Genomic DNA, 14,646 nt, shown 5'->3' on the forward strand with positions numbered 1-14,646 from the left:
GTGCGGTTGGGTTATTCCCTCCAATCCATGGCAGACAAAGCCGAATCTTAGCCTTTGCGGGCTTCGATTCATCGTTCGCGCATCGAGCGCATGCATGGTTCCGGGGTCTCCACCGGCTGGTTCCAGTGCAAGCGCGCGTATGCCCTTTGTCCTCCACAGTTGTGGAGTCTAATGGATCGGGGAATATAGCCATGACCACCGCACGCATCATCGACTTCCTCAACACCCGACGACCCGAAGGCCCCTGCCTCGTTGTCGACCTCGACATCGTGCGCGACAATTTCAAGGCTTTCCGTCACGCGTTGCCCGATAGCGCCATCTACTACGCCGTGAAGGCCAATCCGGCACCGGAGATCCTGCGCCTGCTCGCCGGTCTCGGCTCCAACTTCGATTGCGCATCGGTCGCCGAAATCGAAATGGCGCTCGATGCCGGTGCGACCCCGGCTCGCATCTCCTATGGCAACACCATCAAGAAGGAGCGCGACATTGCCCGCGCTCACGCGCTCGGCATCAACCTCTTCGCGGTCGACAGCCATGAAGAGGTTGAGAAGGTCGCGCGCGCCGCTCCTGGCGCCCGTGTCTTCTGCCGCGTGCTGACCGATGGCGAAGGCGCCGAATGGCCGCTGTCGCGCAAGTTCGGCTGCGTGCCGCAGATGGCCGTCGACGTGCTCGTCTACGCCCACCAGCTCGGCCTCGTCTCCTATGGCGTGTCGTTCCATGTCGGCTCGCAGATGACGAAGCTCGACGCCTGGGATGCGGCGCTCGCCGATGCCAAGCGGGTCTTCGTGCAGCTTGCCAAGCAGGGCATCGAGCTCAAGATGGTCAACATGGGCGGCGGCTTCCCGACGAAGTATCTCCGGGACGTTCCGTCGGCCGAAGCCTATGGCCAGGCGATCTTCGGTGCGCTGAAGAAGCACTTCGGCAACAACATTCCTGAGACGATCATCGAGCCGGGCCGCGGCATGGTCGGCAATGCCGGCGTGATCAAGGCGGAGGTCGTTCTCGTCTCGAAGAAATCGGACAACGACAGCCATCGCTGGGTGTTCCTCGACATCGGCAAGTTCGGCGGTCTCGCCGAGACGATGGACGAGGCGATCCGCTACCCGATCCGCACGGCGCGCGACGCCGACGCGATGGAGCCCTGCGTGCTGGCCGGCCCGACCTGCGATTCGGCCGACGTGCTCTACGAGAAGAACATGTACCCGCTGCCGATCTCGCTGACGATCGGCGACGAGGTTCTGATCGAGGGCACAGGCGCCTACACGACCACCTACTCGGCCGTCGCCTTCAATGGCTTCGAGCCGCTGAAGGCCTATGTGATCTGATCCTGCCGGCTCCCGCTTCAAGCGGGAGCGGCGACTTCACAATCATCCTTGGTCCGCCTGAAGCGGTTTTGATGACGGGAGGCCCCGATGGCCGCTGTTGTTGACACCCTGCGCGCGTTCTTCGCGCCATCCACCTTTGTAATCGACTCGGAAAACCCGGGCGACGTCGTCGCGCGTGAAAACTTGCTCGACCGGGCCATGGGACCCGGCCGCCGCAGGAAGTCGTCGGAGAAGTTGCGCCGCGGCCGCGTGCCGGCCGAGGGGCTTGCCCTGGTGGCCCGCGACGCCGACGGCCACGTAGTCGGCACGGTGCGTCTCTGGAACGTCGAGGCTGGTGTGAACCGGGAGGGCAACGCCGTCCCCGCACTGCTCCTCGGCCCGCTTGCCGTCGATCCGGCGCAGGAGGGCAAGGGCATCGGCGGCATGCTGATGCGGGTAGCGATCCAGGAGGCGAAGAACCGCGGCCACGGTGCGGTCCTGCTTGTCGGCGACGCGGCTTACTACGAGCGCTTCGGCTTCTTCGCCGATCGGACGCAGCATCTCGTCATGCCCGGCCCGTTCGAGCGCAACCGTTTCCTGGCGCTCGAGCTCAAGGAAGACTGGCTGGAAGGCGCCGTCGGCATGCTCGTCGCCAGCGGCCGGAAGCTCGCTTTGCCGCCGGTCAAGCGCGCCGCCTGATTTTCCGCCTCTCACCCTGCGGAGGCGGACAACGAACAGCGCTCCTGCCGCGAGGCAGGGGCGTTGTCGCGTTTTGCGAGCTGTGTCAGGTGGTGGCGCGACGATAGAATGCCAGCGAACCGGCAAGCGCCAGCAACGCGCCGCCGCAGACGCGATCCAGCCAGACCGCGCCGGAGCGCTTCAGGAAGCGTAGGGCCTGCGAACCAAGCAGCGCATAGCCGAACATCACCATGAAATCGATCGAGGCGAAGACGAGGGCCAGCGCGGCGTATTGCTGTGCTTGTGGCAGCGCCACGTCGATGAATTGCGGCAGGAAGGCGGAAAAGAACAGATAGCCCTTGGGGTTGGTGACGGCGACGAGGAAGCTCTTCAGGAAGATCGCGCGCCGCGTACAGGCTCCGGTGCCCTGAGGCTCCTGCGAGACATCGAGCGTGCCTTGGGAGCGCAGCAGCGTGACGCCGAGGAAAGCGAGATAGGCGGCGCCGAGCCACTTGACCACCGAGAACCAGAATTCGGATGCGGCGAGCAGCGCGCCGAGGCCGAGCGCCACGGCGCCGATCAGCACGAAGTCCGAAAGTATCGCGCCGATCATTCCGTAGCCGGAGCGGCGGACGCCATAGCGCGACCCGTTGGTCAGCGCCAGGAGCACGGTCGGTCCCGGTGTCGCGATGCCGATAAAGGCGACGGCGGCGAATGCAAGGATGGTCGTCTCGTTCATGGCTATCTCCTCTCGCGCCTACAGTCGTTCCACATCTCCGAAATCGCTGCAACGAAGAATTGCACGGTCGAAAGCTCACGAACCGCAAGCCGGACCAGCACATTTGACAGCGCACACGGATCCGCTTATGCAGACCGCGGGCGAGGGCCCCTGCCGTCCGCGAGCGCAAGCTTTGGTGAAGTCCCTCCTTGCGACACGGTCACGCCGGAACGGCATGCGAACCGATGGCAATGCGGACCCCCATCCGAATGAGCGCATGCCGTAGCAGGAGACCCTGTCATGCCGCATGAATCACGCGCGCTCCCATCTCTGGAGACACTGAAGGATCAGGCCAAACGCTTGCGCGCCCGGCTTTCCGCCGAAGGCGAGCAGATTGGCCACTCGAAAGCCCTCGAACTGATCGCCGCGCAATACGGCTATCGAGATTGGAACACCCTTTGTGCCGCTGTCGGTAACCGGCCGCCCTTCAACCCGTGGATACTGGGCGCGCGGGTCAGAGGCCGCTACCTCGGACAGCCCTTCAAGGGCGAAATCCTATCAGCCCAGGCGCTGACCGCGAAGCCGGGCCATTACCGGCTGACGTTCAAGTTCGATGAGCCGGTGGATGTCGTCACGTTCGAAAGCTTCTCGGCCTTCCGGCAAAGGGTGACGGCAACCGTCGACGAAAGCGGCCGCACGGTCGAAAGGACGTCGAACGGAAGGCCGCATCTGGAGCTCGAGTGGTGAGGATTGGCGGGGGCAGCCCCTCATCCAGTTGCCGCGACCTTCTCCCCGCCAGCGGGGCGAAGGGGATTCGCGGCGTTCTCTCCGTTCCCTCTCCCCGTTGGAACGGCTAGAAGGCATTCCCCCGACACCGTGAGGCAAGCTATCCCGCCAGATCCACCACGCCGCAATCACCGGCGGCCGAGCCGAAGGCAAGCTGGCGGCCGGATCCGTTCCAGGCCATCGCGGTGATCGCACCTTTGCCGGGGCGGCGCAGCAGGACTTCCTTGCTGTCGGCGAAGCGGGCAGCCAGGATCATGCCGTCCTCATAGCCGATCGCGACGATGTCCTCGGCCGGATGGCAGGCGACCGTCGTCACCATCGTGTTGCCGCGGGTGCCGAGTTCGAGCGGCGCCTTGCCCATCGGCCCGTCCTTGCCCTGGAAGGGCCAGACGATCGCCGCCGGGGCGCCCGCGGAGGCGAGCCACTTGCCCTTGGCGGACCAGGAGAGCGACTTCACCTTGGCCGGGTAACCGGTCATGCGCATGTGGCGCGCCTCGGCGCCGGGCTTCGCGTCAAGCTTCCAGCCATGCAGCGCATTTTCCTGCATGGTGGTGACGACGAAACGGCCATCGGGGGAGAAGGTGACGCCGGTATGGGCGCCCTTCCATTCGAGATCGATCGGCTGGCCGGCCATTCCCACCCAATGCAGCGACACGCCATTGTAGCGCGCAACCGCTATCCGCAGCCCTTTCGGGGCGAAGGCGATGCCCTCGACTGTGCGTTCTTCTGAAAATTCCTTCGTGGTGCCGTCGGCAAGGCGGACATAGCTCGTCTTGCCGTAGGCATAGGCGACCGCCTTTTGCGGGCCGGCAGCGACCTGGGCAATCCATTTGCGCGGTGTCTCGGCGACGAGGCTCGCCGTGCCGTCGGCCGCAACGCGCATCACCTTGCCGTCCTCGCCGCCGGTCAAGAGCGTATCGGTCGCTTCGTCATTGGCGAGCGACAGCAGGCCGTCGTGCAGGTCGGTCGTCTTGTGGCCCTGGTCCAGACGGTGGATGGTGCCGGCGGCCCCGGCGAAAAAGGGAATGTCCTTCAGAAAGGCGACGCCGACGACGTGGCCTTCGAGATCGAGCGGAGCGACGGTCGGCATCAGATAGTCGGGCTTTCTTCGTTCAGCATGATTTCGTTCGGAGGCGCGGATCTCAACGGCATGACCCGTGGTGTTCGAGGATCATGCCTGGACTTCACAGGCCTTGAAGGTGCGCTCGAGCTTCTCGCGATCGAGGTCGCGGCCGATGAAGACGAGGCGGCTCTCGCGCTTCTCGCCATCCTTCCACGGCCGCTGGTGGTCGCCCTCGATGATCATGTGCACGCCTTGCACCACATAGCGCTCGGCGTCGCCGGCAAAGGCGATGATGCCCTTGAGGCGAAGGATGTTCGGTCCTTCCGTCTGGGTGATCTTCTGGATCCAGGGGAAGAAGCGCTCCGGATTCATCTCGCCGCCACGCAAGGAGATCGACTGCACCGTCACGTCGTGAATCGGCGACGGGGCATGATCGTGGTGATGGTGATGGTGATGGTGATGATGGTCGTGATCACAGTCGGGGCCGCAGACGTGATCGTCATGCTCGTCCTGGTTGAGGAAATGCGGATCGTTCTCCAGCGCCTTTTCCAGATTGAATGCCCCCTGGTCGAGGACCTTGCCGAGATCGATATCGGAGCGCTGCGTCCGGTAGATGCGGGCGGAGGGATTGATCACCCGGACCGTCGCCTCGATGCGCTCGAGTTCTTCGGGGGTCACGAGATCGGTCTTGTTGAGCAGCACCACATCGGCGAAGGCGATCTGGTCTTCCGCCTCGCGGCTGTCCTTCAGTCGGAGCGGCAGATGCTTGGCGTCGACGAGTGCGACAACGGCGTCGAGTTCGGTCTTGGCGCGCACGTCGTCATCCATGAAGAAGGTCTGCGCGACCGGCACCGGATCGGCAAGGCCGGTGGTCTCGACGATGATCGCATCGAAACGGCCGGGACGGCGCATTAGCCCTTCGACGACGCGGATCAGGTCGCCGCGAACCGTGCAGCAGACGCAGCCGTTGTTCATCTCGTAGATTTCCTCGTCCGACTCGACGATCAGGTCGTTGTCGATGCCGATCTCACCGAATTCGTTGACGATGACCGCATATTTGCGACCGTGGTTTTCGCTGAGGATGCGGTTGAGGAGCGTCGTCTTGCCGGCGCCGAGATAGCCCGTGAGCACGGTGACGGGTATCGGCTTCTGCGTGGTCGTTTCGGTCATGGGAGCCTCGAGGATTGGCGATGCGCCGCGGGCATCTTCGTTGGGGTTTCATATAGGAGATGACGCAGCGATGCGCAAATGTGCGGCGCGCCTTTTCGCCGCCGTCATCCGCTCACGCGAGCTCGTCGGGGTCGAAGGCCTGCACGTCCTTGAGCAGCTCGATGATGCCGGTGACCGCATGGCCGAGGAGAGCTTCGCCGCGCTCCGCCGTGGCGGCGGCCGCGTTGCCGGCCGCGCCGTCCGGGTTGAGGTCCGCCATCTTCCATCCGAAGGCATGCGGGCCATAGGCGCGCAGATGCTTGAAACGCTGCTGGAACTCGCTCTGGCGGGAGGGGAAATTGCGTGCCTTTGCCATGTCCACCTTGTCCGGATGGAGGGTCAGCATAACCGATGTTTCGATGTCGCCGCCATGGATATCGATCGCCTTCTCATCGGGTCCGATCCAGCCGTCCGGCTGTCCGAAACGGGTCCAGCTCGTCGCGACCGCCAGCATGCCGAAGCGAATGCGTGCCTCGGTCGCCACGACGGTCATCAGCGGCGAATTGCCCCCATGCGCATTCAGCATCACGAATTTGCGGATGCCCAACCGGCTGAGGCCATCGGCGATGCCGAGCCAGCGCGCAATCGCTTCGCCATAGGCAATCGTCCGAGTCCCGGCAACGTCGATATGCTCGATCGAGTAGCCGACCGGTTCGGCCGGCAGGAAGGTTGCGGGCAGTCCGTCCGGCATGCCGGCAATGATGCGGTCGACGATGCCTTCGGCGATCAGCCGGTCCGTTTCGAAGGGGAGATGCGGCCCGTGCTGCTCATGTGCGCCGAGCGGCAGAACGGCGATCCAGTTGCGCCGTTCGGCCGGTAGAATATCGGCGGGATTGTCCTCCCAGCGGGGCTTCGGCAGCGACATTTCTGTTCGGTCCTCAGTGGCGATTGTCGTAAAATTGTTATTTGAGTCATACGGTTCGTATTCGCAAGCCGACTTGCTATAAAGACAGTGTCAGGGATTCGGCCGGAGGTCCAATGGGCAAGAAGAGCAAAGCCGAAAAGAAGGGCAAGAACGGCAAGAAGCGAGACGAGCTGAATGCCGACGTGCAGGACCACGACCTTGCCTCGCTGCTTGTCCAGGCTGCCCGCTCGATGCGCACCGTGCTTTCCCGCAACCTCGTTGAGAGCGGCCTCTATGCCGGCCAGGACGGCGTTATGCTCGCCTTGGCCGAAACGGACGGTCTGACTGCTGGGGCGCTCGCCGCGAGACTCGGCGTCAAGGCGCCGACGATGACGCGCACGATCGGCCGCATGGAGGCTCAGGGCTTCCTCGAGCGCCGTCCGGACGAAGACGACGCGCGGCTGACCAAGGTCTTTCTGACGGGTCCGGGGCGCGACCGCCTGCAGACTATTGCCGAGGCCGGCCAGCATTCCGAAAAGCTCGCCACGCGCGGCCTCACTGAAAAGCAGGTGCGCACCCTTCTGAAACTCCTGCGCGTCGTCGACAGCAACCTGCAGGCGGCGCGTGCTGCCGACTGACGCAGCTCGTATGGCCAATTCCCGATTGCAGCGGCGATTTAAACAGTTTAAAGAGGGTTTAAAACAGGCCGGCACAATAGACGGGCAAACGGGGGGCACGGTGGCGCAGAAGGTCAAGCTTTCGACAATTGCGGAAACACTCGGCCTTTCGACGGCGACCGTATCCCTGGCATTGAGAGACAGCCCGCTCGTGGCGATCGCCACCCGCGAGAAGATCAAGGAACAGGCGCGCGCTCTCGGCTACATCTACAATCGCCGCGCCGCGAGCCTCAGGACCTCTCGCTCCGGTATCATCGGCGTCGTCGTGCACGACATCATGAACCCGTTCTATGGCGAGATCCTGAAGTCGATCGAGGCGGAGCTCGATCGCGACAAGCAGACCTTCATTCTTTCCAATCACTACGATTCCGTCGAGAAACAGCGCGATTTCATCGAAACGTTGCTGCAGCTCGGCGGCGACGGCGTCATCATGTCGCCGGCGATCGGCACGCCACCTGAGGATATTCAGCTCGCCGAGGACAACGGCATGCCGGCGATCCTGATCGCCCGTTCGATCGAAGGCCTCGACGTGCCGATCTTTCGCGGGGACGACGCTTACGGGATCGCGCTGGCCACCAACCATCTGATCGGTCTCGGCCACCGCTGCATCGCGATGGTCGGCGGCACCGACCAGACCTCGACCGGGCGCGACCGCTACCAGGGCTATGTCAACGCTTTGCGCAAAGCGAATATCGAGGTCGATCCGGACCTGCGTATTCCCGGGCCCCGTTCGAAGCAGGGCGGTTTCGAGGCGGCGGTGCATCTCCTGTCGCTGCCGCAGAAGCCCACCGCCGTGGTTTGCTGGAACGACCTGGTTGCAATCGGCATGATGAACGGCATCGCCCGCGCCGGCCTCGTGCCGGGCATCGACATTTCGGTCACCGGCTATGACGATCTCGAGGAAGCCTCGATCGCCACGCCGGCGCTGACGACCGTCTGGAACGGTCAGGCGGAGGTCGGCCGCAGTGCGGCCCGCGCGCTCCTCGACAAGCTTTCCGGCAGCCATGAGCCGGATGGCATCCACCTGATCAAGCCGGAAATGCGCATCCGCCAGTCGACCGGTCCGTTGCGGGTAACGGCTTGATCCTTTCCTCCGAGTCGGAACAGGATGCGGGCACCGCATTTTTCGCGACGCTCCGAAAAGGGAACCTCGATGAGCCGTCCTAGAATCCTCGTGCCCGGCAAGATCAACCCGCGCGTCCTCGAGCGACTGCCGGAGATGTTCGAGACTGTGCGCATCGAGCGTGCCGATGCGGCATTGGTAACGTCGGACGTGGCGGATGTCGTCGGCATCGCCGTTTCGGGTCGTCTTCCGAACGAACTGATGGATGCCCTCCCTCGGCTGGAGATCATCGGGAATTTCGGCGTCGGCTATGACGGCGTCGATGTCGCCCGCGCAGCGGAGCGCGGTATCGTCGTCACCAATACGCCGGATGTTCTGACGGAGGAAGTCGCCGATACGGCGATCGGGCTGCTCCTCAACACCGTGCGGCAACTGCCGCAGGCGGAGCAATGGCTGCGGCAGGGCCGGTGGGTTCGCGACGGCGGGTTTCCGCTGTCGCCGCTGTCGCTCCGGGGCCGGAGTGTCGGGCTTTTCGGCCTTGGCAGGATCGGCCTGGCGATCGCCCGCAGGCTGGAAGCGTTCCGCGTGCCGATCGCCTATCACACGCGCAGCCGGCGCGAGGAACTGCCCTTCGCCTATTACCCGAGCCTTTTGGCTCTGGCGGAGGCAGTCGACACGCTGATCGTCATCGTACCGGGGACGGCGAGCACGGTGAAGGCCGTCAATGCGGAAGTGCTCGCGGCGCTTGGACCGCAAGGGGTGGTGATCAATGTCGGCCGCGGTTCGACGCTGGACGAGGCCGCCCTGATCGCGGCGCTCGAGAGCGGCACCATCGCCGGGGCCGGGCTCGACGTCTTCGAGAACGAGCCGCATGTGCCGGAGGCGCTTCTCGCTCTCCCGAACGTCTCGCTGCTGCCGCATGTGGCGTCCGCGTCGGTCGTCACCCGCAACGCCATGGCTGATCTGGTCGTCGACAATCTGAAGGCCTGGTTTTCCACGGGACGGGCGCTGACGCCGGTGGCCGAGACGCCGTTCGAGCGCAAGGGCCATTAGGAGCGGCTATTTCGCCTTGCTCTCCCGATAGCCGCGCGCCGCGTCACCGAAAGCCTTGAAAAGGGCGGCGGAGGGGCCGTCGGTGCGCACCCAATATTCCGGATGCCATTGGACGCCGACGGCGAACGCCTTGGCGCCGATGACCGACACCGCCTCAATCGTGCCGTCGTCTGCGACCGCCTCGACCGCGAGCCTGGGCGCGGTGGCTGCGATAGCCTGGCGATGCAGCGAGTTGACCCGGATCCGCCCGGTGCCGAGAACGGGAGCGAGGCAGCTTCCTTCCTTGACGACCACGTCCTGGCGGATGCCATAGGCGATGTCGAGATCGGGCACGTCCGGCTTACGATGGTCCGAAATGCCCGGCAGATCCTGAATTTCGGTGGCGAGCGTGCCGCCCAGCGCGACATTGAGCTCCTGAATGCCGCGGCAGATGGCGAGCAGCGGAATGCCGCGATCGAGCGCCCCACGGATCAAGGGGAGGCTGGTCGCGTCGCGGCCGGCATCGAAGGGTCCATCCGCATCCGTCGCGTCTCGGCCGTAAAGGGATGGGTGGACGTTGGAGCGGGCGCCGCTGGCAAGCACCCCGTCGACCCGATCGAGGATTTCATCGATGTCATTGCCGCTTTCGAGCGCTGGAACGAGGAAGGGCATGACGCTAGCCCCCTCGACGGCAGCACGCACATATTGATGGGCGACCACGTGCCAGACATTGCCGTCGAATTCGCGAAAGTCGCAGGGTATGGCGACGACAGGTTTCGGCATCATCAAACTCCGTTTATCGTTCTGAAAAGCCTTGCCGCCAGACCGCGGTCAAAGTCAACCACGGAGAGAGGCGGGCGCCATGCAGGGCCTGCCGGACTAGTTTTCCGGTACGTTTCCTGGCGCGCAACAGGCATTCGGCGCCGTTTCTTCAAGATCGGCTAACCATTTTCTTCGGAAGCGGTTGGCCGCCCAGCAACCATGGAAGTTCGGTTGGTTTCGATTTTCTTAAAGCATGCCTATGCGCGGTTGCAAAACCCGGGCATTATTGGCAGCTGGCCGCAAGAGAAGGTTGAATCTCTGCCGAAAACACGAAAACCGAGTTGCCCCAGTTCTGGAGTTCTGCAGTTATATTCGACAGTTAGACGAAATCATTCCTTAAGTCCTCAAATTCTAACAATCCGGCAGACCGGAGCTTGGTTCATGACGCGCAATGAACAGGGCGCTTTCCCGACAGACATCTACCTGTCGTCTGTAAGCTCGCTCTACCAACATCGCCGGGCCTTGGTGATCGGCATGCTGTCGCACGTCGTGACCTTTCTGCTCGTCTTTATGAAGACGTCCGATCCCTTCTATCTCGGCTGCGCCGTTGCGATCGTTGTCATCTGGACTCTCCGCAACCTCGACATGCGGCGCTTCGATCGCGAGGATTTCTCTCATGCCGATCGCGCCGTCGTCAGAAGATGGGAAAACCGATATATTGTCGGTGGCATCGGCGTCACGCTGACCTGTGGCCTCACCTGTGGCTATGCCATTGCCGTCAGCCGGGATTCCTTCGCGGAACTCGCCTGCATCTCCGTGACGCTTGCCTCGATGATATCGCTGGTGGGCCGCAATTACGGCTCCGAACGCGCGGTGCTGCTGCTGTCGTCGTCGGCCTGCCTGCCGATCGTCATCGGCCTCATGACGCTGCGCGACCCCTATATGCTGATACTGGCGGTCCTGATCCTGCCGTTCATCTTCACAACTTGGAAGATGGCGAACAACGTGCGAGCCTTTCTCTACGACAATGTCCTCGCCGCTCGGGAAATCAGATCGATCAACGGGCAGTTCGACGCGGCCCTCAACAACATGACGCACGGCCTGTTCATGCTGGACGGCGACAACCGGATCGTCGTCGCCAATGAGCGCGCCTGCGAGCTTCTGAAGCTCGGCGACAAGGCGGAAACCAGGGATGTGCTCCTCGACGAGGTGCTCCGGCGCGGTGCCCGCGAGATGACGCTCGACGCGGAAAAGACCGCGACCATGCTTCGCCGGCTCGACCTTCTGCTCAAGGGAAAGCGGTCGCGCGCGCTCGTTCCCGTTTCCGAGGAGTTCTTTCTCGAATTTTCGGCGAGCCGGCGCGAGAACGGCGAGATCGTGCTGATCTTCGAAGACGTGACGGCGCGGGTTCATGCGGAAAAGCAGATCCTGCAGATGGTGCGCTTCGACACGCTGACCGGGCTGCCGAGCCGTGACTATCTTTTCGAGCTGGCGCACAATGCGGTCGCCGGCGACACTGTGCCTGATCGCGATATCGGGCTGTTGCTCATCGATATCGCCGAATTCAAGCATGTGAACGACACACGCGGTCACGTGGTCGGCGACAAGTTGCTCCAATCGATCGCCGAGCGCCTCAAGGATGTCGCGGGCAGCGGCGCGATCGCGGCGCGGCTGATGGGTGACGAGTTCGTCGTCTTCTTCCCCAACAAGGAAAACAGCCTGGACCTCGACGAGCGCATTCGCGACGTCCACGCCAGGATGCGCGGCACCTACGAGGCCGGCGGCTTCACCTTCTACATGACCATGAGCGCCGGCTTCGTCATCGCCAAGAGCAGCGCTTTTCGATTCGAGGATCTGCAGATCAAGGCCGACCTGGCGCTGGCGGAGACGAAATCCCGCGAAAGGGGAGGGTGCACCGCTTTCGAGGCCGAGATGGATGCGCGCTACCTCGACCGGCAGAAGCTCAAGGGCGATCTGTGCGAAGCGCTCAAGTCCGGCGCCCTCAGCGTCTCCTACCAACCGATGTTCACGCCCGACGGGACGCGCGTCGAATGCTGCGAGGCCCTGGCGCGCTGGACCCACCCGGAACGCGGGCCGGTGCCGCCGAGCGTCTTCATCCAGCTTGCGGAGGAGATGGGGCTCGTGACCGAGATCACCTGCTTCGTTCTCCGGCAGGCCTGCCGCGATTGCTCGACCTGGCCAGCCGGCGTCTCGGTTTCGGTCAACCTGTCGGTGCTTGATCTTCGCGACAGGCAGATCGTCGAGATCGTCGGCAAGGCTCTGGACGAGACAGGTTTGGACCCGGCCCGGTTGCATCTCGAAGTGACGGAAAGCTGCCTGATGGATGAGCCGGCCAAGGGCCAGTCGCTGCTTTACGAGTTGCGCGAGCTCGGCATGACGCTTGCGATCGACGACTTCGGGACCGGCTATTCGAGCCTCAGCTATCTCGACGCGCTGCCCGTCTCGATCATCAAGATCGATCGATCCTTCGTCCGGAACATCCGCGACGATGCGCGCCGTTTCAAGCTGCTGTGCAGCGCAGTCAATCTCGGCCGTGCCCTTGGTCTCAAAGCTGTCGTCGAAGGGGTGGAGACGGTCGATGAGTTGCAGCTCATCAACGATTACCGCTGTGCCGATCTGATCCAGGGTTTCGTGTTTTCGGCGCCGATGCCGGCATCGGCGATCAGCGACTTGTGCAAGCCGCCTGTCCGAAGACGGAACGCGAAAGCGTCGCGCTCGCAGATCGCTTAAGCTCCATAGGCTACAGTCGTGCACCACTCGCCGCCCGTTCGCCACGGCGATTTACTTTTTGTTAAGGTTAACAGAACGTTAATTGTGAGTTGTGCCATTTTGTTGTTGCCGACAGCCGTCCCATCAATAGGTTTAACCGCCTGTTAACCATGGGTGGGGTGATGCGTGCCAACGGGGGCCAGGCCGATTCTGGCAGTTTTTCCGAGAAGCTCATGCTGCTCCTCGATCGCGTCGAGTACCGGCGGGTCGAAGGCGGCGAGGATATGGAGGACATCGCACGACTGAGATTCAAGGCTTACAAGGCCGTGAACCTCATGGAGTTGACCGGTTCGACGCTTGTCGACGCGCTGGACTTCGACAGCCGCGCCTATGTCTTCGGCATCTATCTCGACGAGAGGCTGGTCAGCACGGTGCGCGTCCACCATGTGACGCCGGACCATCGCGCCAGCACGTCCGGGTTGATTTTCCGCGAAGAGATCCAGGTCTTCCTGGACGCGGGCATGGTGCTGGTCGACCCGGGGCGGCTCGCCGTCGATCCGGAGGTCCTCGGCGACGATCTGAAAGCCTTGCCATATCTGACGCTGCGCCCGGTGGCGATGGCCTGCGAGTATTTTGCCGCCGACCGTTGCCTGACCGCTTGCCGCCTACGCCACACCGCCTTCTACAAGCGCATCTTCGGATCGACGACCGTGGTCGAACGGCGGGAGAACGTCGGCGTTTACAACGCCGACGGCGCACTTCTCGTTGCGCAGGTGCGCGGCCAGCGCCCGTCCATTCTGGACCGATTTCCGATCTTCGATTCCGAGCCGTTCGAGCGTCGCCTGATGTTCGGCGGGCGCGACGAAGTGCCGTTTGCGCCGCTGACGATCCTGCCAACCGCTCGATTCGCGCAGCTGGGTCAGGGCCGCTCCTTCCTGCGGGCTTAGACAGGCGATTAGGCGCCTCTCCGGTTCCGCCTGCGTCACGCCGAAACAATTCGCCGGCATGTGCGTTCGACTATGCCGCAGCCTACTGCATGTCTCCTTAGATCGACCTCGACTTAAGGACAAAGACATGCAGCCATTCAAAGTGTTACAGCGAACTTTGCGCGTCTGATAAGACGCGCGGCGCTATAGTGGGGCGGGTTTTCGTTGCGAAGGGCCGCCGCTTTGTGTATGCGGAAGCTAAAGGACCGCTCTCTCGCATCACTCGCGGTGCGGTTCCGAATAGTGGGTCAAAGCGAACCGCCGAAAGGCGGTGCCACAGCATTCTGGAGAACTGGAGATGGCAGAGCATCATACGGGACCGGCCGAGACGGGCGCCCCGATGGACTATTCCGAGCACGAGAAGACCTACACGCTCTTTCTCAACGCAACGAAATACGGCACGCTGTTTTGCGTCGCCCTGCTGATCGCCATGGCCGCCGGCTTCTTCACGACCATGGGCTTCATCAGCTCCGTCGTGCTGTTCATCCTGCTCAACGTCGCCGGCTACTTTTTCCTGCGCTGAGCGATCTTTCCGACATTTCCTGTCGAAGGCAGGGGAGGAGGACGCCCCTGCCTTCGTCGCCGGATGCAATCCGGACTGACCTCACCGCGTGAGGAGAGTTTTCGACGGCGGACAGGTTCCGCCTGCGAAAGAAGTGTGTCTGTCGCTGCAGCGATCCGTGCCTTGGTTCGCACAAACCTCGCTGCAGTGCATTGAAGTGATGCATGGCTTCTCCTTGGATCGGGGATTTGATTTGGGGAGCGAGCATTCGGGGCGGCTCGGTTCAAGCGCC

Annotated in this window: 14 protein-coding genes; 9 read left to right on the plus strand and 5 right to left on the minus strand. The window is 63.2% G+C overall.

Annotated elements, in window-relative coordinates:
* Positions 1–191: 191 nt before the first annotated feature.
* Together odc2 and CO664_RS03015 are read left to right on the plus strand one after the other, a co-directional pair.
* Entirely contained in the window at positions 192–1,325 is a 1,134-nt protein-coding gene (gene odc2, locus CO664_RS03010; RefSeq protein ID WP_097527599.1) for an ornithine/lysine decarboxylase, read from the plus strand.
* An 87-nt stretch (positions 1,326–1,412) separates the two neighbouring features.
* Positions 1,413–2,003 (plus strand): N-acetyltransferase, encoded by a 591-nt coding sequence (locus CO664_RS03015; RefSeq protein WP_097527598.1) that lies wholly within the window; start codon positions 1,413–1,415, stop codon positions 2,001–2,003.
* Positions 2,004–2,088: 85 nt separating this feature from the next.
* Here CO664_RS03015 and CO664_RS03020 read toward each other — a convergent pair whose 3' ends face one another.
* Positions 2,089–2,721, minus strand: coding sequence for a LysE family translocator (locus CO664_RS03020; protein ID WP_037414379.1), 633 nt, complete (start codon positions 2,719–2,721; stop codon positions 2,089–2,091).
* Between the two features lie 279 nt (positions 2,722–3,000).
* Here CO664_RS03020 and CO664_RS03025 point away from each other — a divergent pair, with 279 nt between their 5' ends.
* Entirely contained in the window at positions 3,001–3,447 is a 447-nt protein-coding gene (locus tag CO664_RS03025; RefSeq protein WP_037414381.1) for a glyoxalase superfamily protein, read from the plus strand.
* A 139-nt stretch (positions 3,448–3,586) separates the two neighbouring features.
* On the opposite strand, the gene CO664_RS03030 is transcribed toward CO664_RS03025, so the two are convergent.
* The 3 genes from CO664_RS03030 to CO664_RS03040 form a co-directional block, all read right to left on the minus strand.
* On the minus strand, positions 3,587–4,576 hold the full coding sequence (locus CO664_RS03030; RefSeq protein ID WP_037414383.1) for a WD40 repeat domain-containing protein: 990 nt from the start codon (positions 4,574–4,576) through the stop codon (positions 3,587–3,589).
* A gap of 81 nt (positions 4,577–4,657) precedes the next feature.
* Positions 4,658–5,719 carry a GTP-binding protein gene (locus tag CO664_RS03035; protein WP_097537900.1) on the minus strand — a complete coding sequence of 354 codons (1,062 nt, stop codon included), beginning with the start codon at positions 5,717–5,719 and terminating at the stop codon, positions 4,658–4,660.
* A 112-nt stretch (positions 5,720–5,831) separates the two neighbouring features.
* Entirely contained in the window at positions 5,832–6,623 is a 792-nt protein-coding gene (locus CO664_RS03040) for a creatininase family protein (RefSeq protein WP_097537901.1), read from the minus strand.
* A 113-nt stretch (positions 6,624–6,736) separates the two neighbouring features.
* On the opposite strand from CO664_RS03040, the gene CO664_RS03045 reads away from it, so the two are divergent.
* The 3 genes from CO664_RS03045 to CO664_RS03055 all read left to right on the plus strand — a co-directional run bounded on the left by CO664_RS03045 (position 6,737) and on the right by CO664_RS03055 (position 9,395).
* A complete protein-coding gene (locus CO664_RS03045; RefSeq protein WP_037414389.1) occupies positions 6,737–7,240 on the plus strand; it encodes a MarR family transcriptional regulator in 504 nt (167 codons plus the stop codon).
* 100 nt (positions 7,241–7,340) lie between these two features.
* Positions 7,341–8,363, plus strand: coding sequence for a LacI family DNA-binding transcriptional regulator (locus tag CO664_RS03050; protein ID WP_095677992.1), 1,023 nt, complete (start codon positions 7,341–7,343; stop codon positions 8,361–8,363).
* A gap of 69 nt (positions 8,364–8,432) precedes the next feature.
* A complete protein-coding gene (locus tag CO664_RS03055) occupies positions 8,433–9,395 on the plus strand; it encodes a 2-hydroxyacid dehydrogenase (RefSeq protein ID WP_097538571.1) in 963 nt (320 codons plus the stop codon).
* A 6-nt stretch (positions 9,396–9,401) separates the two neighbouring features.
* Here CO664_RS03055 and CO664_RS03060 read toward each other — a convergent pair whose 3' ends face one another.
* Positions 9,402–10,157, minus strand: a complete 756-nt coding sequence (locus tag CO664_RS03060) for a gamma-glutamyl-gamma-aminobutyrate hydrolase family protein (protein WP_097527635.1) — start codon at positions 10,155–10,157, stop codon at positions 9,402–9,404.
* A gap of 420 nt (positions 10,158–10,577) precedes the next feature.
* Between CO664_RS03060 and CO664_RS03065 the strand changes: the two genes are divergently transcribed.
* From CO664_RS03065 to CO664_RS03075, 3 genes are all read left to right on the plus strand, one after another.
* Positions 10,578–12,887: an EAL domain-containing protein gene (locus CO664_RS03065; protein ID WP_097537902.1), complete on the plus strand. Its 2,310-nt coding sequence runs from the start codon at positions 10,578–10,580 to the stop codon at positions 12,885–12,887.
* Positions 12,888–13,048: 161 nt separating this feature from the next.
* On the plus strand, positions 13,049–13,813 hold the full coding sequence (locus CO664_RS03070) for a hypothetical protein (protein WP_097537903.1): 765 nt from the start codon (positions 13,049–13,051) through the stop codon (positions 13,811–13,813).
* A gap of 337 nt (positions 13,814–14,150) precedes the next feature.
* Positions 14,151–14,375 (plus strand): aa3-type cytochrome c oxidase subunit IV, encoded by a 225-nt coding sequence (locus CO664_RS03075; RefSeq protein ID WP_037414394.1) that lies wholly within the window; start codon positions 14,151–14,153, stop codon positions 14,373–14,375.
* The last annotated feature ends 271 nt before the right edge of the window (positions 14,376–14,646 follow it).

Source organism: Sinorhizobium sp. NG07B, assembly GCF_002532005.1.
GTDB lineage: Bacteria > Pseudomonadota > Alphaproteobacteria > Rhizobiales > Rhizobiaceae > Sinorhizobium > Sinorhizobium fredii_C.

Bases quoted from the DNA above. Each gene is read 5' to 3' on its own strand.
- odc2 (WP_097527599.1), top strand. From the start codon at position 192: ATGACCACCGCACGCATCATCGACTTCCTCAACACCCGACGACCCGAA.
- CO664_RS03015 (WP_097527598.1), top strand. From the start codon at position 1,413: ATGGCCGCTGTTGTTGACACCCTGCGCGCGTTCTTCGCGCCATCCACC.
- CO664_RS03020 (WP_037414379.1), bottom strand. From the start codon at position 2,721: ATGAACGAGACGACCATCCTTGCATTCGCCGCCGTCGCCTTTATCGGC.
- CO664_RS03025 (WP_037414381.1), top strand. From the start codon at position 3,001: ATGCCGCATGAATCACGCGCGCTCCCATCTCTGGAGACACTGAAGGAT.
- CO664_RS03030 (WP_037414383.1), bottom strand. From the start codon at position 4,576: ATGCCGACCGTCGCTCCGCTCGATCTCGAAGGCCACGTCGTCGGCGTC.
- CO664_RS03035 (WP_097537900.1), bottom strand. From the start codon at position 5,719: ATGACCGAAACGACCACGCAGAAGCCGATACCCGTCACCGTGCTCACG.
- CO664_RS03040 (WP_097537901.1), bottom strand. From the start codon at position 6,623: ATGTCGCTGCCGAAGCCCCGCTGGGAGGACAATCCCGCCGATATTCTA.
- CO664_RS03045 (WP_037414389.1), top strand. From the start codon at position 6,737: ATGGGCAAGAAGAGCAAAGCCGAAAAGAAGGGCAAGAACGGCAAGAAG.
- CO664_RS03055 (WP_097538571.1), top strand. From the start codon at position 8,433: ATGAGCCGTCCTAGAATCCTCGTGCCCGGCAAGATCAACCCGCGCGTC.
- CO664_RS03060 (WP_097527635.1), bottom strand. From the start codon at position 10,157: ATGCCGAAACCTGTCGTCGCCATACCCTGCGACTTTCGCGAATTCGAC.
- CO664_RS03065 (WP_097537902.1), top strand. From the start codon at position 10,578: ATGACGCGCAATGAACAGGGCGCTTTCCCGACAGACATCTACCTGTCG.
- CO664_RS03070 (WP_097537903.1), top strand. From the start codon at position 13,049: ATGCGTGCCAACGGGGGCCAGGCCGATTCTGGCAGTTTTTCCGAGAAG.
- CO664_RS03075 (WP_037414394.1), top strand. From the start codon at position 14,151: ATGGCAGAGCATCATACGGGACCGGCCGAGACGGGCGCCCCGATGGAC.